Origin of the sequence: Streptomyces sp. NBC_00536 (assembly GCF_036346295.1) — a bacterium.
Classification (GTDB): Bacteria; Actinomycetota; Actinomycetes; order Streptomycetales; family Streptomycetaceae; genus Streptomyces.
In genome coordinates this window covers 4808475-4833928 of sequence record NZ_CP107819.1, presented here as the reverse complement: position 1 = coordinate 4833928, position 25454 = coordinate 4808475, and the positions used below count along the sequence as shown (strand labels likewise).

Sequence of the window (25454 nt, the reverse complement as noted above, 5' to 3'; positions counted from 1 at the left end):
TGAACGGTCCCGGGGATGACGGGGGGCTCTTGAGCGAGCCCCCCGTCAGGCCCGTCAGACCTCTTCGACGCTGCTCGGCTCGCGCCGGGACAGGTCGATACCGAGCTCCTCCGCCGCGCGGAAGACGTCCTCGTCGGTGTCGCGCATCTCGATGGACATGCCGTCCGAGGACAGCACCTCCACGTTGAGGCAGAGCGACTGCATTTCCTTGATGAGCACCTTGAAGGACTCGGGAATGCCCGGCTCGGGGATGTTCTCGCCCTTGACGATGGCCTCGTAGACCTTCACGCGGCCGGTGACGTCATCGGACTTGATGGTCAGGAGCTCCTGGAGGGCGTAAGCGGCGCCATAAGCCTCAAGCGCCCACACCTCCATCTCACCGAAGCGCTGGCCACCGAACTGCGCCTTACCACCCAGCGGCTGCTGCGTGATCATCGAGTACGGACCGGTCGACCGAGCGTGGAGCTTGTCATCGACCAGGTGGTGGAGCTTCAGGATGTACATGTAGCCGATCGAGACCGGCTCCGGGAACGGCTCGCCGGAGCGGCCGTCGAACAGGTGCGCCTTACCGGAAGGCAGGACCAGGCGGTCACCGTCACGGTTCGGGATGGTGTGCTCGAACAGGCCGGTGAGCTCGTCCTCGCGGGCGCCGTCGAACACCGGGGTGGCGACGTTGGTGCCGGGCTCGACGCGGTCGGCGCCGATGGCCTTCAGCCGCTCGGCCCACTCCTCGCCGAGGGTGGAGACGTCCCAGCCGCGGCTGGCGAGCCAGCCGAGGTGGATCTCCAGGACCTGTCCCGGGTTCATTCGGGACGGGACACCCAGGGGGTTCAGGATGATGTCGACCGGCGTGCCGTCTTCAAGGAAGGGCATGTCCTCGATCGGAAGGATCTTGGAGATGACACCCTTGTTGCCGTGGCGGCCGGCGAGCTTGTCACCGTCGGTGATCTTGCGCTTCTGGGCCACGTAGACGCGGACCAGCTGGTTGACGCCCGGGGGAAGCTCGTCGCCCTCTTCGCGGTCGAAGACGCGGACGCCGATGACCTTGCCGATCTCACCGTGAGGAACCTTGAGCGAGGTGTCACGCACCTCGCGGGCCTTCTCACCGAAGATCGCGCGGAGCAGGCGCTCTTCCGGGGTCAGCTCGGTCTCACCCTTGGGCGTGACCTTGCCGACCAGGATGTCGCCCGCGACGACGTCCGCACCGATGCGGATGATGCCGCGCTCGTCGAGGTCCGCGAGGACCTCCTCGGAGACGTTCGGGATGTCCCGGGTGATCTCCTCGGGGCCCAGCTTGGTGTCACGGGCGTCGACCTCGTGCTCCTCGATGTGGATCGAGGAGAGGACGTCGTCCTGTACGAGGCGCTGCGACAGGATGATCGCGTCCTCGTAGTTGTGACCTTCCCAGGGCATGAACGCCACGAGCAGGTTCTTGCCGAGGGCCATTTCGCCCTCTTCGGTCGCCGGACCATCGGCGAGGACCTGGGATTCAACGATCCGGTCGCCCTCGTTGACGATGACCTTCTGGTTGACCGAGGTGCCCTGGTTCGAGCGGGAGAACTTCGCGACGCGGTACGTGGTGTACGTACCGTCGTCGTTCGCGACGGTGATGTAGTCGGCCGAAACCTCCTGGACCACACCGTCCTTCTCCGCACGGATCGAGTCACCGGCGTCGACGGCGCAGCGGTACTCCATGCCGGTGCCGACGAGCGGCGCTTCCGCCTTGATGAGCGGAACGGCCTGGCGCATCATGTTCGCGCCCATGAGGGCGCGGTTGGCGTCGTCGTGCTCCAGGAAGGGGATCATCGCGGTCGCGACGGACACCATCTGGCGCGGGGAGACGTCCATGTAGTCGACGTCGTCGCCGGCGATGTAGTCGATCTCGCCACCACGACGGCGAACCAGCACGCGGTTCTCGGTGAAGCGCATCTCGTCGTTCAGGCCGGCGTTGGCCTGGGCGATGACGAAGCGGTCTTCCTCGTCGGCGGTCAGGTAGTCGACGTCGTCGGTGACGACGCCCTCGATGACCTTGCGGTACGGGGTCTCGACGAAACCGAACGCGTTGACGCGGCCGTAGGACGCGAGCGAACCGATCAGACCGATGTTCGGGCCTTCAGGGGTTTCGATCGGGCACATGCGGCCGTAGTGCGACGGGTGAACGTCTCGGACCTCGAAGCCGGCCCGCTCACGGGACAGACCACCCGGGCCAAGCGCCGACAGGCGGCGCTTGTGGGTGAGACCCGACAGCGGGTTGTTCTGGTCCATGAACTGCGACAGCTGGCTGGTGCCGAAGAACTCCTTGATGGAGGCGACGACCGGCCGGATGTTGATCAGGGTCTGCGGCGTGATCGCCTCGACGTCCTGGGTCGTCATCCGCTCGCGGACGACGCGCTCCATACGAGCCAGACCCGTGCGGACCTGGTTCTGGATGAGCTCGCCGACGTTGCGCAGACGACGGTTGCCGAAGTGGTCGATGTCGTCGGTCTCGACGACGATCGAACGGCCGGACTCACCGGTGGTCTCGGTCTCGCCGGCGTGCAGCTTGACCAGGTACTTGATCGTCGCGATGACGTCGTCGGTGGTGAGCACACCGGCGTCGAGCGGTTCGTCGGCGCCGAGCTTCTTGTTCACCTTGTAGCGGCCGACCTTCGCGAGGTCGTAGCGCTTCGGGTTGAAGTAGAGGTTCTCGAGCAGCGTCTGAGCGGCCTCGCGGGTCGGCGGTTCGCCCGGGCGCAGCTTGCGGTAGATGTCGAGCAGCGCGTCGTCCTGGCCCTGGGTGTGGTCCTTCTCCAGGGTGGCGCGCATGGACTCGTACTCGCCGAACTCTTCCAGGATCTGCTCGGTGGTCCAGCCGAGAGCCTTGAGGAGGACGGTGACGGACTGCTTGCGCTTGCGGTCGATGCGGACACCGACCATGTCGCGCTTGTCGATCTCCATCTCCAGCCAGGCACCCCGGGACGGGATGATCTTGGCGGAGAAGATGTCCTTGTCGGACGTCTTGTCGATGGAGGAGTCGAAGTAGACACCGGGGGAACGGACCAGCTGCGACACCACGACACGCTCGGTGCCGTTGATGACGAAGGTGCCCTTGTTGGTCATGAGCGGGAAATCGCCCATGAAGACCGTCTGGGACTTGATCTCGCCGGTCTCGTTGTTGGTGAACTCGGCCGTGACGAACAGCGGCGCCGCGAACGTGAAGTCGCGGTCCTTGCACTCGTCGACGGAGTTCTTCGCAGGCTCGAAACGGTGGTCGCGGAAGGTCAGCGACATCGACCCGGAGAAGTCCTCGATCGGCGAGATCTCCTCGAAGATCTCTTCCAGACCGGACTTGGTGGGGACGTCCTGTCCGCTCTCCAAAGCCGACTCGACGCGAGACTTCCAGGCGGCATTACCGAGCAGCCAGTCAAAGCTTTCGGTCTGCAGCGCCAGGAGGTTCGGAACCTCGAGAGGCTCCTTGATCTTTGCAAAGGAGATGCGCAGCGGGGCGGTGCTGGCACCGTTGTTCGTATTGGTCGAGGCGTTGCGCGAGGCGGCCAAGAGGGGGTCCTTCCGAGGGCTCGGACTCACTACGCGCGTACCGGTCCCAGCCGACACAGAAGACAAACTTCCCCCATCCGGTCCAAAGAACCAGGTCAGGGCAATCAGTCAGGTGTGGTCCAGCGTGGGTATGCCCCGGGCGACGGGCAGGGGGCAGCTAACAGGCAGCGCAAAGGGTCAGTGTAGCCACTTGGCTCACTGATGTCCAGACCAGCTTTCTGGAGTCCGGCAACCCGGCCTTCCCTGTTGTTGAACGCTGCGGCCCTCGCACACAGAGCGCGTATCAGTACTGCCCTCTTTGTAACCGATCCATGCCTCGGGATCCGGATCGGCTGGTCCAAGCTGGCAACGGCTCTGAGAATTGCGCGCCGCGTGCCGTTCGTCAAGGCCCCCTGCTCCGTGCGGATCATCACCGGGCCCTGTCACGGAGCAACGAAGATCACCCTACTCCCCAACGAGAGCAGGGCAAGTCAGGCACTGCGGGTACGCCAAAGGGCGACCACCCTTACGGGTGATCGCCCTTGGAGAGGCCCTGTGGGGGCCTCAGAGGTGTTACTTGACCTCGACGCCGGCGCCGGCAGCCTTGAGGGACTCGGCAGCCTTGTCAGCGGCCTCCTTGGCGACCTTCTCGAGGACGGGCTTCGGGGCGCCGTCCACGAGGTCCTTGGCCTCCTTGAGGCCCAGGGAGGTGAGCTCGCGCACGACCTTGATGACCTGGATCTTCTTGTCACCGGCAGAGGTCAGGATGACGTCGAACTCGTCCTGCTCCTCGACGGCCTCGACGACGCCCGGGCCGGCCGGACCGGCAACGGCGACGGCCGCGGCGGCGGTGACGTCGAACTTCTCCTCGAACGCCTTCACGAACTCGGAGAGCTCGATGAGGGTGAGCTCCTCGAACTGAGCGAGCAGGTCTTCCTGGCTGAGCTTCGCCATGATGGGCGATCCTTCCACTAATTCGGCAGATGCCGGATGTATTGGGGGCGGGCGTAACGGCCCGCTACGACCCACGCACTAGGCGGCGTGGATCAATGCGCGAGCCGAATTACTCGGCACCGCCCTGCTCGGCGAGCTTGACGCGAAGCGCTTCCGCGGTGCGGACGAACTTCGACGGCAGCGCCTGGAAGAGCGAGGCAGCCTGAGACTGCTTGCCCTTGAACGCGCCGGCCAGCTTGCTGAGCAGAACCTCGCGGGACTCGAGGTCCGCGAGCTTCTTGATCTCATCGGCGGTGAGCGCCTTACCATCAAGGACACCCGCCTTGATGATGAGGTTCGGGTTGTCCTTGGCGAAGTCACGCAGGCTCTTCGCCGACTCCACCGGGTCACCGGTGATGAAGGCGACCGCGGTGGGACCAGCGAAGTGCTCGTCCAGCGCGGTGATCCCGGCCTGGTTGGCCGCAATCTTGGTCAGCGTGTTCTTCACCACGGCGTACTGGGCGTTCTCACCGAGCGAACGACGCAGCGTCTTGAGCTGCGCCACGGTGAGACCCCGGTACTCGGTCAGCACGGCGGCGTTCGAGTCGCGGAACTGGTCCGTGAGCTCGGCTACCGCGGCAGCCTTGTTGGGCGTCGGCATAGTGCGTCGGCCTCCTTCCGGGTGATGAGGACCGCTCAGAAGGGGCTAAAAAGAAAACGCCCCGGCGCAAGCGCTCGGGGCACGGCTCAACCGGAACGAATTCCGGGAACCTTCCACTGAACACCTGCGCAGGTCGTTCGCAGCTAGCGAATCCTTCGGTCGCCGTCCTCTTGCGAGCACGGCAACGACCAGCGGTCTTTGGCTTCTCCGGAAGCGTACGCGAACATCCCGGCCCGGAGCAAATCGCCCCCCCTGCGGACCCTCACGGCCCCGTGCGGGCCGCTGGGAGCCCCGCTACGGGCCCGGGCCCCCGGGGAAACGAAACGGGCCCCCCGCCTCCCGTGAGGGAGACGGAGGGCCCGCCGAGGTACTGCCGGTGAGCCCGCGAGGCGCGGGCCCGTCCGGATCAGACCGCGGCCGGGTCTTCCTCGACGAGGAGGTTCCGGGTGCGGTTCTGGTCCAGGATGATGCCGGGGCCCATCGTGGTGCTCAGGGCGGCCTTCTTGATGTAGCGGCCCTTCGCGGCGGACGGCTTCAGACGAAGGATCTCGTCCAGGGCCGCGCCGTAGTTCTCGACGAGCTGCTCATCGGTGAAGGAGACCTTGCCGATGATGAAGTGCAGGTTCGAGTGCTTGTCGACGCGGAACTCGATCTTGCCACCCTTGATCTCGGTGACAGCCTTGGCGACGTCCATCGTGACGGTGCCGGTCTTCGGGTTCGGCATGAGGCCACGGGGACCGAGCACGCGGCCGAGGCGGCCGACCTTGCCCATGAGGTCCGGGGTGGCGACAACGGCGTCGAACTCGTTGAGGCGGTTGCCCTTCGCGATCTCGTCGATCAGCTCGTCGTTGCCGACAATGTCGGCGCCGGCGGCTTCCGCGGCCGCTGCACGGTCACCGGTCGCGAAGACCAGGACCCGGGCGGTCTTGCCGGTGCCGTGCGGGAGGTTCACGGTGCCACGGACCATCTGGTCGGCCTTGCGCGGGTCGACACCCAGGCGGAAGGCGACCTCGACGGTGCTGTCGAACTTGGTCGCGGAGGTCTCCTTGGCGAGACGGACGGCCTCGAGCGGGGCGTAGAGCTTGTCCCGGTCGACCTTGGCGTCCGCAGCGCGGAGAGTCTTGCTGCGCTTCACTTCTGCTCCTGTTTGCAGATACACCATGCGGCTTCCGCCGCGTGGCAGGGTGTGGAGTCGTGGTGCGGACCAGCGCTGGTCCTACCACTGGGGGCGTGCGAGGGGCTGGATCAGCCCTCGACCGTGATGCCCATCGAACGGGCGGTGCCGGCGATGATCTTCTCGGCGGCGGCCAGGTCGTTGGCGTTCAGGTCGGGCATCTTCAGCGTGGCGATCTCGCGGACCTGGGCGCCGGTGAGCTTGGCGACCTTGGTCTTGTGCGGCTCGCCCGAGCCCTTCTCCACACCCGCGTGCTTGAGGATGAGGCGCGCGGCCGGGGGGGTCTTCGTCACGAAGGTGAAGGAGCGGTCGTCGTAGACCGTGATCTCCACCGGCACGACCATGCCACGCTGCGACTCGGTCGCGGCGTTGTAGGCCTTGCAGAACTCCATGATGTTGACGCCGTGCTGACCGAGCGCGGGGCCGACCGGCGGCGCCGGGTTGGCCGCACCGGCCTTGATCTGGAGCTTGATGAGCCCCGTGATCTTCTTCTTCTTGGGAGGCATTGCTCTCTCCGGGTCCTGTGAGAGTTTTTCGCCGCCAACCGGTCATCCGGATGGAGGCATACCGCACCACGATAACGGGTATCAGGGCGGGGCTGAAAACCCAGCAGGTCAGACCGCCCTTTTCGGGGCGATCTGACCTGACTGGAAGCCTGTGTTCAGAAGGACTGGATCAGTACTTTTCGATCAGTACTGGATCAGTACTTTCGATCAGTTCTTCTGGATCTGGTCGAAGCTCAGCTCGACCGGGGTCTCGCGGCCGAAGATCTCGACGAGACCCTTGACCTTCTTCGAGTCCGGGTTGATCTCGTTGATGGTCGCCTGGAGCGTGGCGAACGGGCCGTCGGTGACGGTGACCGAGTCGCCGACCTCGAAGTCCAGGACCTCGATGGTGCGCTTGACGGCGGGCGCGGGCAGGCCGGCCTCTTCCGCGGCCAGCTTGGCGGCCTTCTCCTGCGCCTCGGGGGCGAGCATCTTGACGATCTCGTCGAGGGTCAGCGGGTACGGGTCGTAGGCGTTGCCCACGAAGCCGGTGACGCCGGGGGTGTTGCGGACGACGCCCCAGGACTCGTTCGTCAGATCCATGCGGACGAGAACGTAACCGGGCAGCTTGTTCTGCCGGACGTTCTTGCGCTCGCCGTTCTTGATCTGGACGATCTCTTCCTCGGGCACCTCGGCCTGGTAGATGAACTCCTCGACGTTCAGCGAGACGGCGCGCTGCTCCAGGTTGGCCTTCACGCGCTTCTCGTAGCCCGCGTAGGTGTGGATCACGTACCACTCGCCGGGCAGCAGACGGAGTTCGTCGCGCAGCGCCTGGATCGGGTCGACGGGCTCGGCGTCCTCGACGGGGGCGGCCTCTTCGGCCTCCTCCTCGTCCGCGTCCGCGTCGGCCTCTTCGTCAGCAGCGTCCTCGTCGTCGCCGGCCTCGGCGTCTTCGTCGGCCTCAGCCTCGACGTCGGCGTCGGTGTCGTCGCCCTCGTCCGTGGACGCGTCGTCCGCGGACTCGTCGTCCTCGTCGGCCTCAGCCTCGACGTGCGCGGGCTCGATGTGCATCGCGGCGCTCTCGGCGGCGATACCGGCCTGGGCTTCGTCGGCGAGCTCGACTTCGTCGCGGTCCGCGTCCGCCGCCTCGACGATGTCGAGCGCGTCCTCGACGGACTCGACGGAGTCGGGGCTCGCGTTCAGGTTCGGGTCAGACACGGTGGCTGCTTCTTCCTGGATACAAAATGGGGTGGAACATGCGAAAACGGGCGGCACCCATCAAGGTGCCGCCCCCCGCGGGGACTAGCCGAAGACGAACTTGATGGCCGCGTTGAACCCATAGTCAATCACGGTAACGAGACCGATCATGATGACCACGAACACGATGACCACGGTGGTGTAGGTGGTCAGCTGGTTGCGAGTCGGCCAAACAACCTTGCGGAGTTCCGCGACGATCTGCCGGTAGAAGAGCGCGAGACGGCCCAGAGGGCCCTTCTTTCCGCGCTTGCCGCCCTTTCGGGCCTTCTTCTCGCGGGTGTCATCCTCGGCGTCAGGCATGTCGATGGAGCCCACGGCGTCCGTCACGTCTCTCACCTGAATCCGGGTCATGGCCGTGCCGCGCCCCGGTTGAGCCGCACGGCGGTGCATAGATGTACGTACCTGCGCACACATCCGGCGAAGGAGTGTGGAGCAGGGCCGGAGGGACTCGAACCCCCAACCGCTGGTTTTGGAGACCAGTGCTCTACCAATTGAGCTACGACCCTTTGTGTCCCCCAACCTACCGCATCCAACCGAGTGCACGGAGTGCACGCGTTTGAGGCGCCCTGGTGGGGTCCAACGACAGGTGAGCATACGTGGTCGCGGCGCCGACGTCGAACAGAAGCCGCCGGGGGCTGCTCCGTCCGGTACCTGAAACGGTGTGCGGCGGCAGTTTGCAGTCTGGGACGATTGGCCGCATGACCTCTGCAACGCCTTCTTCCGAGCGCCGGGTGTCCGCCCGTATCGGCGCCATCTCCGAGTCCGCCACCCTCGCCGTCGACGCCAAGGCCAAGGCCCTCAAGGCCGCGGGCCGTCCGGTGATCGGCTTCGGTGCCGGTGAGCCCGACTTCCCGACCCCCGACTACATCGTCGAGGCGGCGGTCGAGGCCTGCCGCAACCCGAAGTACCACCGCTACACGCCGGCCGGCGGCCTGCCGGAGCTGAAGAAGGCCATCGCGGAGAAGACGCTGCGCGACTCGGGCTACGCCGTCGACCCGGCGCAGATCCTCGTCACCAACGGCGGCAAGCAGGCCATCTACGAGGCCTTCGCCGCGATCCTCGACCCGGGCGACGAGGTCATCGTCCCGGCCCCGTACTGGACCACCTACCCGGAGTCGATCCGCCTCGCGGGCGGTGTCCCGGTCGACGTCGTCGCCGACGAGACCACCGGTTACCGGGTCTCCGTCGAGCAGCTGGAAGCGGCGCGCACCGACCGTACGAAGGTCGTCCTCTTCGTTTCCCCGTCGAACCCGACCGGCTCCGTCTACTCCGAGGCCGACGCCCGCGCCATCGGCGAGTGGGCCGCCGAGCACGGCCTGTGGGTGCTGACGGACGAGATCTACGAGCACCTGGTCTACGGCGACGCGACCTTCACCTCGCTGCCGGTGCTGGTGCCCGCGCTCACCGACCGCTGCATCGTCGTCAACGGCGTGGCCAAGACGTACGCCATGACCGGCTGGCGCGTCGGGTGGGTCATCGGCCCGAAGGACGTCATCAAGGCCGCGACGAACCTCCAGTCGCACGCCACCTCCAACGTCTCCAACGTGGCGCAGGTCGCCGCGCTGGCCGCGGTGTCCGGGAACCTGGACGCGGTCGCCGAGATGCGGAAGGCCTTCGACCGCCGCCGCCAGACCATGGTCAAGATGCTGAACGAGATCGACGGCGTCTTCTGCCCGACCCCGGAGGGCGCGTTCTACGCGTACCCCTCGGTCAAGGAACTGCTCGGCAAGGAGATCCGCGGCCGGCGCCCGCAGACCTCGGTCGAGCTGGCGGCCCTGATCCTGGACGAGGCCGAGGTCGCGGTCGTCCCGGGCGAGGCCTTCGGCACCCCGGGCTACCTGCGCCTGTCGTACGCCCTCGGTGACGAGGACCTGGTGGAGGGCGTGACCCGGATCCAGAACCTGCTGGCGGAGGCCAAGGCCTAGCCCTAGGGCGGGCGGCAGCCAGGTCCGAGCGGCGGTTCCCCTCGGGGAGCCGCCGCTCGGGCGTTTCCTGCCCGGACCCGGGCCTGCCGCTGCGCGGGGCTTGTCCCCTACCCGCCCTTCCACCGTTCCCCGGGCTCTGCCCGGACCCGCGCCTCAGACGCCGGCGGGGCTGGATTTTTCAGCCCGTCCGGCGTTTGAGGACCGGGTCCGGGCAGAGCCCGGGAGGCCCCGCGCGCGCGTTCGGGCAAGCCCCCGATCGGTAAACCCTCTCCCGCCGAGCGCCGCGGTGAGGCAGGATCACCGGATGGAGCACGTACGCGATCTCACGCTTCTGCCGAAAGCCCATCTCCACCTGCACTTCACGGGGTCCATGCGCCCGTCGACCCTGCTGGAGCTGGCCGACAAGTACGGCGTGCGGCTGCCCGACGCGCTGACCGGCGGGGAGCCACCCCGGCTCCGCGCCACCGACGAGCGGGGCTGGTTCCGTTTCCAGCGGCTCTACGACGCAGCCCGCTCCTGCCTGCGCGAGCCCGACGACATCCGGCGCCTCGTCCGGGAGGCCGCCGAGGAGGACGTCCGGGACGGCAGCGGGTGGCTGGAGATCCAGGTGGATCCGACCTCCTACGCCCCGCTGCTCGGCGGGATGATCCCGGCCGTCGAGATCATCCTGGACGCCGTGGACGCGGCCTCGCGCGAGACCGGTCTCGGGATGCGCGTGGTCATCGCCGCCAACCGGATGAAGCACCCTCTGGACGCCCGCACCCTGGCGCGGCTCGCGGTCCGCTACGCCGACCGCGGGATCGTCGGCTTCGGGCTCTCCAACGACGAGCGCCGCGGCATGGCCCGCGATTTCGACCGGGCCTTCGCCATCGCGCGGGAGGGCGGTCTGCTCGCGGCCCCGCACGGCGGTGAGCTGAGCGGCCCCGCCTCCGTCCGGGACTGCCTGGACGATCTGCGCGCCTCCCGCATCGGGCACGGCGTCCGGGCCGCCGAGGACCCTCGGCTGCTGAAGCGGCTGGCCGACCGCCAGATCACCTGTGAGGTCTGTCCGGCGTCCAATGTGGCACTGGGGGTCTACGAGCGCCCCGAGGACGTCCCGCTGCGGACCCTCTTCGAGGCCGGGGTGCCGATGGCGCTGGGCGCCGACGACCCGCTGCTCTTCGGGTCCCGGCTGGCGGCGCAGTACGAGATCGCCCGCCGTCACCACGCCTTCACGGACGCGGAGCTGGCCGAGCTGGCCCGCCAGTCGGTGCGCGGTTCGGCCGCGCCCGAGGACGTACAGGCCAAGCTGCTGGCCGGGATCGACCACTGGCTGACGTCGTAGCGTCGTAACTCAGCGGGTGAGGCGCAGGTCGCCCTCGTGGCAGTCGGCCCGGACCCGGTCGCCGTCGGCGAAGCCGATCTCCAGGTGGGTCCGGCCCTGTTCGGGCACGGCGAATTCGGCCACGGTCGCGACGGTCTCGCCGAGGTGGCGCAGGAAGGGGTGGTCGCCGAGGTCGTCACCGACCTCGATGCGGCCCCACTCCCCCATGTCGTAGGGCTCGTGGGGCCGGGCGGATTCGACGATGAGGCACCAGTCCGAGCCGGTGGTGATCCGGGTGCACTCGCCCTCGCTGTCGGTCAGCCAGACGTCGAGCGGGGCCTCGGAGCGTTCGCCCTCGTAGACGTGCCAGGACGCGACGACGCTGCTGATCGCGCGCCCCACGAGCCGGGTGGGGTCGGTACCGGCCCCGTGCAGGGGACAGAGCATGGGCGGCCGGGACCTCTCAGATGCTGACGCCGACCGTCACCGGTTCGTTGACCAGGGTGACGCCGAAGGCCGCGTGGACGCCCGCGACGACCTCGCGGGCCAGGGCGAGGAGGTCCTCGGTGGTGGCCTCGCCGCGGTTGGTGAGCGCGAGGGTGTGCTTGGTGGAGATCCGGGCGGGGCCGGTGCCGTAGCCCTTGGTGAAGCCCGCCTTGTCGATCAGCCAGGCGGCGCTGGTCTTCGTACCTCCGTCGGCGGCCGGGTAGGCCGGCGGCACGGTGTCCGGGCCGAGCCGGTCGTGGACGCGGGCGAGGAAGTCGGCGTAGGCCGCTTCGGTCAGGACCGGGTTGGTGAAGAAGGAGCCGGCCGACCAGGTGTCGTGGTCGGCGGGGTCGAGCACCATGCCCTTGCTCGCGCGCAGCCGCAGGACGGTCTCGCGGGCGGTGGCGGCCGGGACCCGGTCGCCCGCCTCGACGCCGAGGGCGCGGGCGGTCTCGGGGTACTTGATCGGCGCGGAGAGCCCGCCGGCCTCCTCCAGGGCGAAGCGGACGCGCAGGACGACGTAGCGCTCCGGGTGCTCCTTGAAGGTGCTGTGGCGGTACGAGAACGCGCACTCGGCGTTGGAGAGGGTGACCGTTTCGCCGAGCGTACGGTCGTAGGCGACGACCTCGGTGATGGTGCTGGAGACCTCCTGGCCGTACGCCCCGACGTTCTGGACCGGGGTGGCGCCCGCGGAGCCGGGGATTCCGGCGAGGCACTCGATGCCCGCGAGGCCCGCTTCGACGGTGCGGGCGACGGCCTCGCTCCAGTTCTCCCCGGCGGCGAGTTCGAGGGTGGTGCCGTCGAGGGTGAAGCCGGTGGTCGCGATGCGCAGGGCGGTGCCGTCGAAGCCGCGGTCGCCGATGACCAGGTTGCTGCCGCCGCCGATGAGCAGCAGCGGCGTACCGCTCTCGTCGGCCGCGCGCACGGCGGCGGTGACCTCGGCGTCGGTGGTCGCGGTGACCAGCCGGGTCGCCGGGCCGCCGAGGCGGAAGGTGGTCAGCGGGGCGAGGGGGGCATCGTGGAGTTCCTGCACGTGGACAAGAGTACGGTCCGTGCCCCCCTGTCGATGCGGGGCCACGGACCGTAGGGGCGTGATGCGCTGTGTGATGCTCGGTGCGACGCTCAGTTGGCGGGGACCTTGACCCGGGGTGCGGAGGCCGGGGTTCCGGCCGGGCTCGCGCCCTGGCCGGCCACCGGGTTCCCGGCCTGCAGGCGCTGCTTGGCCCGGCTGGGGAGCAGCAGGGCCATCACGGCGGCCAGGGCGACGGCGCCCGCGCCGATCCACAGGGCGGGGACGGTGCCGTCGGTGAAGGACTGGGGCGTCTCGTAGCCGCCCTGGGCGGAGAAGACCGAGGCCAGGACCGCGACGCCGAGGGCGCCGCCCAGCTCGCGCAGGGCGTTGTTGGCGCCGGAGGCCTTGCCCTGGTCGGCGGGGCCGACGGTGGACATCAGGACGTTGGCGGCGGGGGCGAAGTACAGGGCCATGCCGATGCCGCTGAGGATCAGCGCGGGGAGCTGGGCGGCGTAGGACACGTCCGAGGTGAGCACCAGCGCGAACCAGCCGAGGCCCAGGGCCTGGAAGGCGAGGCCCGTGGCGACGACCGGGCGGCCGCCGATCCGGTCGGAGAGGATCCCGGCGATCGGGGCGACGATCATCGGCATGCCGGTCCAGGGCAGCATGCGCAGGCCGGCCTCGGTGGGCGAGTAACCGGCGACGCCCTGGAGGAACTGGCTGAGCAGGAAGATCGAGCCGAACATCCCGAGGAACATCAGCAGGCTGGCCAGGTTGATGCCGAGGAAGCCGCGGTTGCGGAAGAGGCGCATCGGGAGCATCGCGTTGGCGTTGTTCGAGCCGTGGTAAACGAAGGCGGCGACGAGCGCGCCGCCGACGATCAGGCCGGTCAGGACCGGGGTGCTGGTCCAGCCGTCGGCGTTGGCGTTGACCAGGGCGTAGACGATGCCGAAGAGGCCGCCGCTGATGAGGAGGGTGCCGGGGATGTCGAGGCGGGAGCCGGGGGCGGTGGACTCGGCGAGGCGCAGGCGGGCGAGCGGGATCAGGGCGAGGCCGATCGGCACGTTCAGCCAGAAGATCCACTGCCAGGAGATGTGCTCGGTGAGGCTGCCGCCGATGAGCGGGCCGCTGGCGACGGCGAGGCCGGTGACGGCGCCGTAGATGCCGAGGGCCATGCCGCGGCGGGCGGCCGGGACGGCGGCGGTCAGCAGGGTGAGGGTGAGCGGCATCATGATCGCGGCGCCCACGCCCTGGACGGCGCGGGCGGCGATGAGGGCGTCGATGCCGGGCGAGAGGGCGGCCGCGGCGGAGGCGCCGGTGAAGACGGTGAGGCCCGCGATGAAGAGCTTGCGGCGGCCGAAGCGGTCGCCGAGGGCGGAGCCGAACATGAGGAGGACGGCGAAGGTGAGGGTGTAGGCGTTCACCGTCCATTCGAGGTCCTCCAGCGCGCCGCCGAGATCCGTGCGGATGGCGGGGAGGGCGGTGGTGACGACGAGGTTGTCGAGGGCGGCCATGAAGCTGGCGACGCCGGTGAGGATGAGGGCCCAGACGGCGGGGCCGCGCAGGCGGGTGTCGGTGGTGATGGTCGGCGGCGCTTCTGTGTTCGCGTTCACGGTTCCCCCTGGAACGTTAGTTATCAATTACTAACTTTCGTGCCCAAAAAAATAAAGACGCGCGGGTGCGGGGCGCGCGCCCCCCGGCCTCACCCCTCGGGGTGCTGCTCGGTGTCCTGCTCGGCTGGCAGCTCGGCGTGCCGCTCGGAGTTGAAGGACGGGTAGCAGCCCTCCCAGACGCGGTGGTCGCGCGGAAAGCCCATGGCGGAGAGGGTGTTGATCAACATCCCGCAGGCCATGAAGTTCGTGACCCCGTCCGTACCTTCGCCCAGCGGCGCCTCGACGGTGTCCCACAGCTCCATCCAGCCGCGGCGGACCATCTCCCCGAAGGCCGGCTCCCCGGCGGCCTCCGCGGCGGCGACGGTCACATAGACCTGCAGCTGCATCTGGAGCTTGTCGGGGTGCTCCGCGATCAGCCGCATGTAGGCCTCGGCCATCGCGTCGAGGGCCTCGTCGCCGTGGAGACCCTTGGAGGACTCTGCGAAGACGGTGCGCATGTCCTCGACGCAGCGGTTCGCGGCGGCGAGGAAGATGGCCTGCTTGTTGGGGAAGAGGCGGAAGAGGTACGGCTGGGAGACGCCGACGCGCTTGGCGATAGCCTCGGTGGAGGTCCCGTAGTAACCGCCGCGGGCGAACTCGTGCGTCGCCGCGCGGATGACGCTCTCGCGTCGTTCGTCTGCGCTCATCCTGGCCATGCCCTTAAGTTAGTGGCCAATCACTAACTAAGTCAACCGGGCGGGGCGGGGTCGGGGGGGGGCGGGCGGCGGGCGGGCGGGCCGGGGTCGAGGTCGGAAGCGGGGTCCCGGTCCCCGGCGCCCGCGCCTCAATCGCCGGCGAGGCTGAGGCTGCCCGGGCGGGGCGGGGCCGCATCGGCAGGCGCCGTACCCCGGCGGGACTGGGGTTGCCCGGGCGGGGCGGGGCTGCATCGACAGGCGCCGTACCCCGGCGGGGCTTGGGTCGCCCGGGCGCGGCGGGGCCGCATCGGCAGGCGCCGTACCCCGGCGGGGCGGGGTCGGGGTGGCTGACCGGGGTCGCCGGGGGCGGTGCCCGGGCTGGGCGGGGTCGGGGTGGGGGCGGGGGAGCGCGGGGGTGTGGGGTGTCTCCTCGGCTCGCAGAACCCTCCCGGGGTCGGAAAGCAACCCGGCACTGGTTCTGCTCGGCCTGCGGGGACACCCCACACCCCCCACACTCCCCCACCCGGCCCAGCACCCCCACGAAACCCCCGGCCCCGGAATGCACCACCCCCGGCCCCGGCCCGGCCACTCCGAGGGTCCGGACCAGGACATTCCCAGCCCAGCCCAGCCACTCCCAGGCTCCGGACCAGGGCATTCCCAGCCCCGCCGGCGTTTGAGGCGCAGGCACGCGGCCCACACCGCCGACACCGCCGACACCGCCGACACCGCCACACGGCACCCCCAGCCCGGCCCGGCCACGCCGAGGCCCCGGACCAGGACATTCCCAGCCCCGCCGGCGATTGAGGCGCGGGCACGCGGCCCGCACCGCCGACACCGCCACCGGGCACCCCAGCTACGACCCGGCACCCCCAGGCCACCGGCCACCGGCCACCGGCCACCGGCCACCGGCATCCTCAGCCCGCAGCCCCAGCACAGGGGCACACCACGGCCCAGCGGAACACCCAGCCCCGCCGGCGTTTGAGGCGCGGGCATGCGGCCCGGTCCGCCGACCCGGGAGCGGAGGTCCGGGGCCTCGGGCGGGCAGGCGCGAGCACGGGCACGGGCACGGGTCACACCAGGGGCGGGGTGAGGGTCGAGGTCACGGCGGGACCGGCGCCAAGGCCGGGGCAACGGCTGGGCCGGGGACCGGGGGCGGGGACCCGGTCGACGCCAGGCCAGGGGCCCGGCGCGCGGGTCAGGGGAGGTGGACCACCGCGCGGGACATGCCCAGGACCTTCAGGCCCGCGCTCGTCGCCGTCAGGTCCACGCGGACCCGGTTGTCGTCCAGCTTCGCCGCGACCTTGGCCGTGACCTCGATCACCGCGCCCGCGTCGTCGTTCGGAACCACGACCGGCTTCGTGAAGCGCACCCCGTACTCGACCACCGCACCCGGGTCGCCCGCCCAGTCCGTGACCACGCGGATCGCCTCGGCCATCGTGAACATGCCGTGCGCGATCACGTCCGGCAGCCCGACCTCCTTGGCGAACTTCTCGTTCCAGTGGATCGGGTTGAAGTCACCCGACGCCCCCGCGTAGCGGACGAGCGTCGCCCGCTGGACGGGGAAGGTCCCGGCCGGCAGCTCGGTGCCGACCTCCACGTCCGCGTACCGGATCTGCGCAGCCATGTCAGGCCTCCTCAGTGGCGGGGGCGGTGGCGGGCTCGGGCGCCCGGGACACGAGCTTGGTCCAGGCCGTCACCACGTGCTCGCCGGTCTCGTCGTGGACCTCACCGCGGATGTCGATGATGTCGTTGCCCGCGAGGGACTTCACGGCCTCGATGGTGGACGTCACCAGCAGCCGGTCGCCCGCGCGCACGGGCCGGGTGTAGGCGAACTTCTGGTCGCCGTGCACGACCCGGCTGTAGTCCAGGCCCAGCTGGGGGTCGGCGATGACCTGCCCCGCCGCCTTGAAGGTGATCGCGAACACGAAGGTCGGGGGCGCGATCACGTCCAGGTGACCCAGCGCCTTGGCCGCCTCGGGGTCGGTGTAGGCGGGATTGGCGTCGCCCACCGCCTCCGCGAATTCGCGGATCTTCTCCCGGCCGACCTCGTACGGATCGGTGGGCGGGTAGCTCCGCCCCACGAAGGACTGGTCGAGCGCCATGGCTCACTACCTCCTGCTGTTGGGTACGACACATGAAACGTCATGCGCAAAAGACGTACGGAGACGTGCGGAAACGACACAAGGCCGCCCCCCTTGCAGGGGACGACCTTATGACGGAGCCTGTATTCGAGAAACCGCTGGGGTCAGCGGGTCTCGCGGTGCGCGGTGTGCGAGTTGCAGCGCGGGCAGTGCTTCTTCATCTCAAGACGGTCCGGGTCATTACGCCGGTTCTTCTTGGTGATGTAGTTCCGCTCCTTGCACTCCACGCAGGCCAGCGTGATCTTCGGGCGGACGTCGGTGGCAGCCACGTGAGTGCTCCTTGACGGAAATTGGGACGGATGAACGCATACAAGAGTAGCCGACCGGGAGACCGACCCCGCAATCGGCTACTGTGTGTAGCGGCGACCGGACTTGAACCGGTGACACAGCGATTATGAGCCGCTTGCTCTACCGACTGAGCTACGCCGCTTTGGTGTGATTGCTCCCCTACCTTAAAGCAGGTAGGGGACCTTTCTCACCAGAGCCCCAATGCGGAATCGAACCGCAGACCTTCTCCTTACCATGGAGACGCTCTACCGACTGAGCTATTGGGGCGAGCGATGAAGACATTACACGGTTGCCCGCCGATCGCCCAAATCCTTTGCGGCAGCTGGCTTCCGGCCCTGATCCGGCCATGATCCGACGAGCGTGGAGAGCGGCTCCCGCAAGATCCGGCCACCCCGGCCCCACCGGCCCCGGGCACCACACCGGTACGACTATTGCGCTCTTCCGTGAAGCGGGCCGCACCGCGCCCTAGGCTCTGAGCACGCTGCGTGATCTTGGGCCGCGGGCCGCGGCCACGGGCCCATGACCGCCCGAGCCCCCCGCAGGAGCGCGATGTCCGACAGCCAGCCGCCGCAGCCGTCCCACTCCCCGCGCGGCGGCCGCGGCGAAGGCGGCGGCCACGGCCCCGCTCCCGCCTCCGCCGACGCCACCACGCTGCTGCTCGCCGGAGCCCGCCTGACCGACGGCCGTACGGTCGACGTACGGCTCGGCGGCGGCCGCATCCAGGCCGTCGGAACGGCCGGGAGCCTGCCCGCCCCCGCCCCCTCCCGGGTCGACCTGAGCGGCTACCTGCTGCTCCCCGCGCCCGCCGAACCGCACGCCCACGGGGACACCGCGCTCACCGCCGACGGCGAAGGACCCGTGTCCCACACGGCCGACGAGGTCCAGCGCCGGGCCACCGAGGCCGCGCTGCTCCAGCTCGGCCACGGCGCCACCGCCATCCGTTCGCACGTCCGGATCGCCGACGTGCACGGCCTCGGCCCGATGGAGGCGGTGCTCCAGGCGCGCCGCTCGCTGCGCGGGCTCGCCGACCTCACGGCGGTCGCCGTGCCCCGGCTGCTGACCGGGGTCGCGGGCGCCGAGGGCCTGGCGATGCTGCGCGACGCGGTCAAGATGGGCGCGGCCGTCGTCGGCGGCTGCCCCGACCTCGACCCCGACCCGACCGGCTTCGTCGAGGCCGTCCTGGAGCTGGCCGGCGAGCACGGCTGCCCCGTGGACCTGCACACGGACGGTGACGATCCCGCCCGGCTCGCCCGGCTCGCGGCCATGGCCGGCGGGCTGCGCCCCGGGGTCACCATCGGCCCCTGCGGCGGCCTGTCCCGGCTCCCGCTGGACGTCGCGGCGCGGGCCGCGGACCAGCTGGCCGCGGCGGGCGTACGGGTCACCTGCCTGCCCCAGGGCGATTGCGCGGCCCTGGAGCGGCGCGGGCTGCGCACGGCGCCCGTACGGCTGCTGCGGTCCGCCGGGGTGCGGGTCGCGGCGGGCAGCGGGGCGCTGCGGGACGCCGGGAACCCGGTGGGCCGCGGGGACCCCCTGGAGGCTGCCTACCTGCTGGCCTCGCAGGGCGGGCTGCGGGCCGCCGAGGCCTACCACGCGGTGAGCACGGCGGCCCGGGAGGCGATGGGCCTGCCGGAGGTGCGGGTGGAGGCCGGGTTCCCGGCGGAGCTGCTCGCCGTGCGCGGGGACCGGATCGCGGGGGTGCTGTCCCTCGCGTACAGCCGGATCGTGATCCACCGCGGCCGGGTGGTGGCCCGGACGAGCGCCGTACGGGAGTACTGCGATTCGGCGGTGGCGGTCGCCCTCGACCTGCCCCGACAGGGCCGTATGGAGCCCGGTCCCTGAGCGTCGGCGCCGCGTTCGGGCGCGGGGGCGCGCGGGTCGACGTACGGTCGGAGCATGCGCATTGTCATCGCTGGTGGACACGGTCAGATCGCGCTGCGGCTGGAGCGCCTGCTCGCCGCGCGCGGGTACGAGGTCGCCGGGATCATCCGTGATCCGGCACAGGGCGACGATCTCCGGGCGGCCGGTGCCGAACCGGTGCTCTGCGACCTGGAGTCGGCGACGGTCGAGCACGTCGCCGGGATCCTGCAGGGCGCCCAGGTCGCGGTGTTCGCGGCCGGGGCGGGCCCGGGCAGCGGCGCCGGGCGCAAGGACACCGTGGACCGGGGCGCGGCCGTGCTGTTCGCCGATGCGGCCGAACGGGCGCGCGTACCGCGGTTCCTGATGCTGTCTTCGATCCGGGCGGACGCGAACCATCCGGGTGACGACGTCTTCGACGTCTACCTGCGCGCCAAGGGCGAGGCCGACGACCACGTACGGACCCGGCTGGGCCTGGAGTGGACCGTCCTGCGCCCCGGCGCGCTCACCGACGAGGAGGGCACGGGCCTGGTCCGCCTGGAGGCCACCACGGGCCGTGGGCCGGTCCCCCGCGACGACGTGGCGGCGGTGCTGGCCGAGCTGGTGGAGACCCCGGCGACGGCCGGTCTGACGCTGGAGCTGGTGTCGGGCACGAAGCCGGTGGCGGTGGCCGTCAAGGACGTCGCGGGCAACTGACGCGACCGACGCGACTGACCGTCAGGAAACGTCGGGAACCGTCAGAAATCTGCGTTCACCTGGTCGTCGGAGCGCAGGACGGAGTCCTGCGCGAACTCCTTGTCGTACGCCCGGCGGATCCGTTCGATGCGCACGCCGCGCTCGTCGGCGCCCTTCTCCGGATAGAGCAGGACGACCTCGTAGGAGGTCTCGCGGACGATCCGCCCGTCCGGTCCGCGCCATTGGCCGTGTCCCGGCTGCACGGTCAGCCCTTCGGGGAAGGCGGGGGTGACCTCCCGGTCCAGGAAGCGGTCGAACTCCCGCTCCGTGACCGGGGGCGCCCCGCGGGGGCGCTCGGTGCCGAAGTAGAGCCGGGTCTCGTGGTAGGGATCGCCGGTGTGCCCGTGCAGCGCGGCCCCGACCAGGGCCGGGATCCCCGCTCCGAGCAGGGCGAGCAGTACCCCGCCGCCGACCTTTCCGCGGGTGTCAGTAGTCCACATCACTCCGGGTGAACGACGGACGGCCCGCGACGTTGCGGCCGGTACGCCTTCCGGTCGGCACGGACCCCCCTACCCGACCCCAGCACCCCCCTGAACCACCCCGATAAACCGCCCAAATCTATCCAGGGCACCACGTCTGTCGCTACGTTCGCTTCGTTCTCAACCCCTCTCACATTGGAGCAAATTGATGCGACGTCGCCTGGTCACCCTCGCCATGCTGGGATCGGCACTCACCATGGGCCTGGGCGCTGCCGGCACCGGAGTCGCCTCCGCCAGCACCCCCACCGCCGCCCCGGTCGGCATTCAGTACGTGAGCCCTGAGAAGTGCACCGGCAGTGGCGGCAAGATCGTCTTCCACTACATCTTCCTCGGCTGCTCGGGCGGCACGTACGACGGCTACCGCATCGGCTGACATCCACATCCGGTGAACCAGCCGGTAAACGAAGAAGTCCCCCTCGTCTGCGTTTCCGCAGATGAGGGGGACTTCTTTACCACGTGGCGGCGCCAGGATTCGAACCTGGGTAGGCTAAGCCGACGGATTTACAGTCCGTTCCCATTGGCCACTCGGGCACACCGCCATGGGAGGCCGCCTTCGATCTCCGCCTTGCGGCGGTGCTCTCTGGCAACGACGTAAACGATACCTGATGGAGCGGGGTGCTTCGCCACCTCATTGATCCGGCATGGATCGGACACGGAGCCCCGGGCTCTCCGGACCGATCCGGGAGACAGGGCCTAGGCTTGACGGCGCGGCCGGGGAATGTCCGGCGCGTGCCCCTGTGGGCCATCACAGCCGACTTCAAGGAGCCACAGCACATGGCCGACTCCAGTTTCGACATCGTCTCGAAGGTCGAGCGGCAGGAGGTCGACAACGCCCTCAACCAGACCGCCAAGGAACTCTCGCAGCGCTACGACTTCAAGGGCACCGGCGCCACGATCGCCTGGTCCGGCGAGAAGATCGTCATGGAGGCGAACTCCGAGGACCGCGTGAAGGCCGTCCTGGACGTGTTCGAGACCAAGCTGGTCAAGCGCGGCATCTCGCTGAAGGCGCTCGACGCCGGCGAGCCGCAGCTGTCCGGCAAGGAGTACAAGATCTTCGCCACGATCGAGGAGGGCATCTCCCAGGAGAACGCCAAGAAGGTCGCGAAGATCATCCGGGACGAGGGCCCCAAGGCCGTCAAGGCCCAGGTCCAGGGCGAGGAGCTGCGCGTCACCTCGAAGAGCCGTGACGACCTCCAGGAGGTGCAGGCCCTGCTCAAGGGCAAGGACCTGGACTTCGCGATCCAGTTCGTGAACTACCGGTAGCAGACCGGGTCGACCCGCTGAGGCGCCGGCCTTTCGGCCGGGGAGCGCACATCGGGCCACGTCGAGGGCACATCGAGGGCGCGCTGCTGTCAGCCACGACGCTGACGGCGTCGGTCGCCGCCCTCGTTGTGTCCTCCCCGTCCGGCCACGGGCATCACACGGGTGGTGCGGAGGGTCCGGAAGGGGCGAAGGCCACGGCTGCGGCCATCCACTGGTGGTCGCAGGTGCCGGCGGCCGCGTAGGCGCCGGTGGCGGCGACCGTCTTGTAGCCGGTGGCCAGTTGGTCGTGGGAGACGGACAGCGTGGGCAGGGCGGTGAATCCGCTCGCCCAGGTCGCCGCCGCGCCGCCCTGAACGCCCGCGACGCCGAAGACCAGCTCGGAGCCGGCGGTGGTGGTCGGCGTAGGCCCGGAGGTGAAATCGGTGCCCGCAGCCCCGGTCGCGGCGGCGTGCCGGTCGACCGCCTTGACGTTCGTCAGCTCGTCCACGGCCAGGTGCTGCTCGCCGGTCGACGGATAGCCGAGGGCGATCGTGTCCGAGGTCGACAGTGCCTTGACCGCGATCGCGGTGAGAACGAGGGTGCGGTCGCCGGCACCGTCGTCGGCCTGGTCCGCTGCCGGGGTGTAGGTGTTGCCCTGGCTGTCGGTCGCGCTGACCGTCCCCGTGTGGGTGTTGGTCAGCATCATCGCCACCACGAGGGTGTCGCCCGCGGCGACCGCGTGCGTGACCGGCAGTCGCGTCGATGTCGCGTACGTGGTCCCGGTCGCCGAGGCGATGCGGGCGACGTAGCCGGGCGCACCCGGTGCCGGGGCGGTGACCGTGCCCGTCCCCTTGGCCGGGCCGGTGACCGTGACCGTCCCCTTGTGCGTGGCGAGCACCGTGCCGGCCCCGATCGCGGCGCCGACCATCAGCACGACCACATATGTGAGGACACGGAAGCGCCGCGGCGAGCCGGCGCCGATGAGTGCGCCCACCGCCCGAGTCGGCGGACGCCTCCATAAGCGGCCCCTGCGCGCCGTGTGTCCGGACACGGCCGGCTGGTCCTGTCCCGGCTCGGGTGAGGTGCCGGCCGCGTCAGGGGGCACGGCGGGGAGCCCGGTGGGGCGCTGGTCGACCCCTGCTCGTACACCGGCCGGCTCCGGAACCGACGCGGCCTTCGCGGCCGCCACCCAACGCTGGTGCCACTCGGTCTCGCAGCCGCCGCAGGCCTGGACGTAGATCCTGGTGGTGGGCCAGGACGGCAGCCGGGAACCCGACGCCGCCTCGTGCAGCGTGGTGTGGGATATCACCCCCGTGGCTCCGGCCATCGCCCGGAACGAGGGCTTGCCCGCTTCCACGCGCAGTTGGCGAAGAGCGGTGGCGAAGTCCGCTACCGCTGCCCGGCGTTCCGCCATGGCCGCGGCACCCGGATCGGTCGTACTCACTGCTGTCCCCCTCTGTTCGATGTTGTCAGACCCTGTCAGGGGCTACCGAACACGTGCCGCATCCCCATCACTTGGACCTGGCATTCCCGAAGGCGGGCCCGGATTGGTCCAGGCCGCGCCCTCCATGCCCCATCACCGCACGACGCGGCGTGAGCAGTCCCCCATACGGAAGAAGAGGTAGACCGTGTTCCGAAAGACGATCACCGCCCTGACCCTTGCCGCCGCCACCGTGGCCGGCGTGGTGATAGCGGCCCCGGCCCAGGCGGCCACCGGTTGCTCCGCGTGGCACGGCAGCGAGCGCCTCTGCGTCAACCGCTACAGCTACACCGGGAACTACTACACCTCGGTCAACTTCACGATCTGGGGGCCCGACACCGACTACCGGATCACCGCGGGCTCTTCCACCTATCTCTACACCCCCGGAACCAGCTCGATCGGCGTGGACGGGCACTACACCGGGAAGGTCTGCATCTCCGAGGCCACCACCCACTGGAGTGTCTGCGTGTAAGTCCCACCGCCACCCGCGCCTGACCGACACCCGCACCTGATGGACGGGCTGGGGCCCACCCACTGGGCCCCAGCCCTTCTCGCTGCTCGCGGCCGGACCCGGACAGACGTTCGGGGTGTAGCGCGTGGGGTGGGCGCCCGGCGGGGTGTGCGCGGAGCGCGTGCGGCGCGCGGGCCCCGTGGGGCTTCGGTGCGGACTGGGCCCGGCGCGATGCGCCCCACCACCCTGGGTGCATCCATCACCGCGTGGGCAGGGGGCTCGGATGGCAGGGGACGGCACTTTCCGTGAGGACTTGGGAGCGTCCGTCGTGGTCGCACTGGTGGCGCTGCCCCTGTGCGTCGGGGTGGCGGTGGCCTCCGGGGTCCCCGCCGAGCTGGGGATCGTCACCGGGGTGGTGGGCGGGCTCGTCACCGGCTGGTTCCGCGGGAGTTCGCTCCAGGTCAGCGGTCCGGCGGCGGGGCTCACCGTGCTGGTCTACGAGGCGGTGCGGACGTACGGCGTGGCCGCGCTCGGGGTGCTGGTCCTCGCGGCCGGGCTGCTCCAGCTCGCGATGGGCGCGCTGCGCCTCGGGCGGTGGTTCCGGGCGATCTCGGTGGCCGTCGTCCAGGGGATGCTGGCCGGGATCGGGCTCGTGCTGATCGCCGGGCAGTTGTACGCCGTGGCCGGGGTGGGGGCGCCCGGGCCGACCCTGGAGAAGTTCGGCGGGCTGGCCCGGCTGCTGGTGGAGGCCGACTGGGCAGGGATCGCGCTCGGGGCCGCGACCGTGCTGGTGATGGCGGGCTGGCGCAAGCTCCCGGAACCGGTCCAGGTGGTGCCGGGGGCGCTCGTCGCGGTCGCGGCGGCGACCGGGGCCACCGTGCTGCTGCGGCTGCCGGTGGCGAAGGTCGAGGTCACCGGGGTGCTGGACGCCGTATCGGTGCCGGGCTGGGACCGGTTCGCCGTACTGGGCTCCGCCGGGGCCGTGGGGACCGTCGTCGCCTTCGCGCTGATCGCCTCCGCCGAGACCCTCTTCAGCGCGGCCGCCGTGGACCGCATGCACCACGGCCCGCGCACCGACTACGACCGCGAACTCATCGCCCAGGGCGCCGGGAACGCGGTGTGCGGGCTGCTCGGCGCGCTCCCGATGACCGCCGTGATCGTGCGCAGCGCGGCCAACGTCGAGGCGGGGGCGCGCACCCGGGCCTCCCGGGTGCTGCACGGCGCCTGGCTGCTGCTGTTCGCCGTCCTGCTGCCGCACGCGCTGGCCGTCGTACCGCTGGCCGCGCTGGCGGGCGTACTGCTGCACGCGGGCTGGAAGCTGCTGCCGGTGCGCGGGGTGGCGGCGCTGTGGCGCTCGCACCGCGGGGAGGCGGTGGTGCTGGTGGCGACGGCGGGGGCGATCGTGGCGACCAACCTGTTCGAGGGGGTGCTGGTGGGGCTGGCCCTCGCGGTCGCGAAGGCGGCCTGGGAGACCTCCAGCATGCACCTGGAGGAGGTGTGGGAGGGGGACGTGCTGTGCCTGCGGGTGGCGGGCAACGCCAGCTTCCTGCGGCTGCCGCGGCTGCTCGACGTCCTCGACGCGCTGCCCGGCGACCGCGCCGTGCGCTTCGACCTGAGCGGGGTGCGCCACCTCGACCACGCGTGCCTGACCGCGCTGGACGGGTGGCAGGAGCAGCGGGCGGAGCGCGACGCTTCCGCTCCCGGTCACGGGGGCGTCACCGGGGCGGGCTAGTGTCCCGGCCGTG

24 protein-coding genes and 4 tRNA genes are annotated in these 25454 nt (G+C 70.2%); 8 read left to right on the top strand and 20 right to left on the bottom strand.

Going from position 1 to position 25454, the window contains the following annotated elements:
- Positions 1-54: 54 nt before the first annotated feature.
- From rpoB to OHS33_RS21350, 8 genes are all read right to left on the bottom strand, one after another.
- Positions 55-3537, bottom strand: coding sequence for a DNA-directed RNA polymerase subunit beta (rpoB, locus tag OHS33_RS21385; RefSeq protein ID WP_330332010.1), 3483 nt, complete (start codon positions 3535-3537; stop codon positions 55-57).
- A gap of 552 nt (positions 3538-4089) precedes the next feature.
- Positions 4090-4470 (bottom strand): 50S ribosomal protein L7/L12, encoded by a 381-nt coding sequence (gene rplL, locus OHS33_RS21380; RefSeq protein WP_330332009.1) that lies wholly within the window; start codon positions 4468-4470, stop codon positions 4090-4092.
- A gap of 109 nt (positions 4471-4579) precedes the next feature.
- On the bottom strand, positions 4580-5110 hold the full coding sequence (rplJ, locus tag OHS33_RS21375) for a 50S ribosomal protein L10 (protein WP_330332008.1): 531 nt from the start codon (positions 5108-5110) through the stop codon (positions 4580-4582).
- Positions 5111-5516: 406 nt separating this feature from the next.
- Positions 5517-6245: a 50S ribosomal protein L1 gene (gene rplA / locus OHS33_RS21370; protein WP_330332007.1), complete on the bottom strand. Its 729-nt coding sequence runs from the start codon at positions 6243-6245 to the stop codon at positions 5517-5519.
- Positions 6246-6355: 110 nt separating this feature from the next.
- Positions 6356-6790, bottom strand: coding sequence for a 50S ribosomal protein L11 (gene rplK, locus OHS33_RS21365; RefSeq protein ID WP_283452383.1), 435 nt, complete (start codon positions 6788-6790; stop codon positions 6356-6358).
- A gap of 207 nt (positions 6791-6997) precedes the next feature.
- A complete protein-coding gene (gene nusG / locus OHS33_RS21360) occupies positions 6998-7987 on the bottom strand; it encodes a transcription termination/antitermination protein NusG (protein WP_330332006.1) in 990 nt (329 codons plus the stop codon).
- 84 nt (positions 7988-8071) lie between these two features.
- Positions 8072-8353 carry a preprotein translocase subunit SecE gene (secE, locus tag OHS33_RS21355; RefSeq protein WP_330332005.1) on the bottom strand — a complete coding sequence of 94 codons (282 nt, stop codon included), beginning with the start codon at positions 8351-8353 and terminating at the stop codon, positions 8072-8074.
- Between the two features lie 106 nt (positions 8354-8459).
- A tRNA-Trp gene (locus tag OHS33_RS21350) sits at positions 8460-8532 on the bottom strand.
- A 192-nt stretch (positions 8533-8724) separates the two neighbouring features.
- Between OHS33_RS21350 and OHS33_RS21345 the strand changes: the two genes are divergently transcribed.
- Positions 8725-9951, top strand: coding sequence for a pyridoxal phosphate-dependent aminotransferase (locus tag OHS33_RS21345; protein WP_330332004.1), 1227 nt, complete (start codon positions 8725-8727; stop codon positions 9949-9951).
- A 304-nt stretch (positions 9952-10255) separates the two neighbouring features.
- Positions 10256-11275, top strand: coding sequence for an adenosine deaminase (locus tag OHS33_RS21340; protein WP_330332003.1), 1020 nt, complete (start codon positions 10256-10258; stop codon positions 11273-11275).
- A 9-nt stretch (positions 11276-11284) separates the two neighbouring features.
- Here OHS33_RS21340 and OHS33_RS21335 read toward each other — a convergent pair whose 3' ends face one another.
- From OHS33_RS21335 to OHS33_RS21295, 9 genes are all read right to left on the bottom strand, one after another.
- Positions 11285-11701, bottom strand: coding sequence for a hypothetical protein (locus OHS33_RS21335; protein WP_330332002.1), 417 nt, complete (start codon positions 11699-11701; stop codon positions 11285-11287).
- 16 nt (positions 11702-11717) lie between these two features.
- On the bottom strand, positions 11718-12773 hold the full coding sequence (locus OHS33_RS21330) for a UDP-N-acetylmuramate dehydrogenase (protein WP_330332001.1): 1056 nt from the start codon (positions 12771-12773) through the stop codon (positions 11718-11720).
- 89 nt (positions 12774-12862) lie between these two features.
- Positions 12863-14335 (bottom strand): DHA2 family efflux MFS transporter permease subunit, encoded by a 1473-nt coding sequence (locus tag OHS33_RS21325; RefSeq protein ID WP_330335141.1) that lies wholly within the window; start codon positions 14333-14335, stop codon positions 12863-12865.
- A 119-nt stretch (positions 14336-14454) separates the two neighbouring features.
- Positions 14455-15060, bottom strand: a complete 606-nt coding sequence (locus OHS33_RS21320; RefSeq protein ID WP_330332000.1) for a TetR/AcrR family transcriptional regulator — start codon at positions 15058-15060, stop codon at positions 14455-14457.
- A 1174-nt stretch (positions 15061-16234) separates the two neighbouring features.
- Complete coding sequence (locus OHS33_RS21315; RefSeq protein WP_330331999.1) at positions 16235-16663, bottom strand: MaoC family dehydratase; 429 nt, start codon at positions 16661-16663, stop codon at positions 16235-16237.
- A gap of 1 nt (position 16664) precedes the next feature.
- A complete protein-coding gene (locus OHS33_RS21310; protein ID WP_330331998.1) occupies positions 16665-17141 on the bottom strand; it encodes a MaoC family dehydratase N-terminal domain-containing protein in 477 nt (158 codons plus the stop codon).
- Positions 17142-17284: 143 nt separating this feature from the next.
- On the bottom strand, positions 17285-17449 hold the full coding sequence (gene rpmG, locus OHS33_RS21305; protein WP_006604855.1) for a 50S ribosomal protein L33: 165 nt from the start codon (positions 17447-17449) through the stop codon (positions 17285-17287).
- 88 nt (positions 17450-17537) lie between these two features.
- Positions 17538-17610 (bottom strand) — tRNA-Met (locus OHS33_RS21300).
- Positions 17611-17662: 52 nt separating this feature from the next.
- Positions 17663-17735, bottom strand: a tRNA-Thr gene (locus tag OHS33_RS21295).
- A gap of 282 nt (positions 17736-18017) precedes the next feature.
- Here OHS33_RS21295 and OHS33_RS21290 point away from each other — a divergent pair.
- Together OHS33_RS21290 and OHS33_RS21285 are read left to right on the top strand one after the other, a co-directional pair.
- Entirely contained in the window at positions 18018-19307 is a 1290-nt protein-coding gene (locus OHS33_RS21290) for an amidohydrolase family protein (protein ID WP_330331997.1), read from the top strand.
- 54 nt (positions 19308-19361) lie between these two features.
- A complete protein-coding gene (locus OHS33_RS21285) occupies positions 19362-20018 on the top strand; it encodes an SDR family oxidoreductase (protein ID WP_330331996.1) in 657 nt (218 codons plus the stop codon).
- 41 nt (positions 20019-20059) lie between these two features.
- On the opposite strand, the gene OHS33_RS21280 is transcribed toward OHS33_RS21285, so the two are convergent.
- Positions 20060-20497 (bottom strand): DUF3574 domain-containing protein, encoded by a 438-nt coding sequence (locus OHS33_RS21280; RefSeq protein ID WP_330331995.1) that lies wholly within the window; start codon positions 20495-20497, stop codon positions 20060-20062.
- Positions 20498-20684: 187 nt separating this feature from the next.
- Here OHS33_RS21280 and OHS33_RS21275 point away from each other — a divergent pair, with 187 nt between their 5' ends.
- On the top strand, positions 20685-20909 hold the full coding sequence (locus OHS33_RS21275; RefSeq protein WP_330331994.1) for a hypothetical protein: 225 nt from the start codon (positions 20685-20687) through the stop codon (positions 20907-20909).
- 84 nt (positions 20910-20993) lie between these two features.
- On the opposite strand, the gene OHS33_RS21270 is transcribed toward OHS33_RS21275, so the two are convergent.
- Positions 20994-21075, bottom strand: a tRNA-Tyr gene (locus OHS33_RS21270).
- A gap of 235 nt (positions 21076-21310) precedes the next feature.
- Here OHS33_RS21270 and OHS33_RS21265 point away from each other — a divergent pair.
- The gene (locus tag OHS33_RS21265) at positions 21311-21799 is read left to right on the top strand and encodes a YajQ family cyclic di-GMP-binding protein (protein WP_330331993.1); all 489 of its coding nucleotides are present in this window, start codon (positions 21311-21313) and stop codon (positions 21797-21799) included.
- Positions 21800-21953: 154 nt separating this feature from the next.
- On the opposite strand, the gene OHS33_RS21260 is transcribed toward OHS33_RS21265, so the two are convergent.
- Entirely contained in the window at positions 21954-23222 is a 1269-nt protein-coding gene (locus OHS33_RS21260; protein WP_330331992.1) for a helix-turn-helix domain-containing protein, read from the bottom strand.
- A gap of 184 nt (positions 23223-23406) precedes the next feature.
- Here OHS33_RS21260 and OHS33_RS21255 point away from each other — a divergent pair, with 184 nt between their 5' ends.
- Complete coding sequence (locus OHS33_RS21255) at positions 23407-23730, top strand: hypothetical protein (protein WP_330331991.1); 324 nt, start codon at positions 23407-23409, stop codon at positions 23728-23730.
- 262 nt (positions 23731-23992) lie between these two features.
- A complete protein-coding gene (locus OHS33_RS21250; protein WP_330331990.1) occupies positions 23993-25441 on the top strand; it encodes a SulP family inorganic anion transporter in 1449 nt (482 codons plus the stop codon).
- Positions 25442-25454: the final 13 nt, after the last annotated feature.